General features: G+C 47.3%; 1 protein-coding gene. It reads left to right on the top strand.

Annotated elements, in window-relative coordinates; translation table 11 throughout:
* A partial coding sequence (locus FHC51_RS22805) for a fimbria/pilus outer membrane usher protein (RefSeq protein ID WP_220436792.1) occupies nucleotides 1-412 on the top strand: 412 nt, incomplete at both ends.

Raw genomic sequence — 412 nt, 5'->3', positions numbered from 1 at the left:
ACTGGACGTCAAGGTTGAAGAAGAGGACGGGCGCGTCACGCAATGGCAAGTTGCATCTAATAGCATTCCTTATCTGACGCGTAAAGGGCAGATTCGCTACACTACTGCAATGGGGAAACCGACCAGCGTTGGCGGCGATTCCTTACAACAGCCCTTCTTCTGGACCGGTGAATTCTCATGGGGTTGGCTGAACAATGTATCCCTGTATGGTGGTTCAGTATTAACAAACCGTGATTATCAATCCCTGGCTACCGGAGTTGGTTTTAACCTTAACTCGTTGGGCTCATTATCCTTTGATGTCACGCGATCTGATGCTCAGTTACATAATCAGAATAAAGAAACGGGTTATAGCTACCGTGCTAACTATTCAAAACGTTTTGAATCTACCGGTAGCCAGCTCACTTTCGCTGGC

The sequence above is a fragment of the Leclercia sp. EC_58 genome (assembly GCF_019584355.1).
Lineage (GTDB): Bacteria > Pseudomonadota > Gammaproteobacteria > Enterobacterales > Enterobacteriaceae > Enterobacter.
This window is presented reverse-complemented; position numbering and strand designations above follow the sequence as displayed.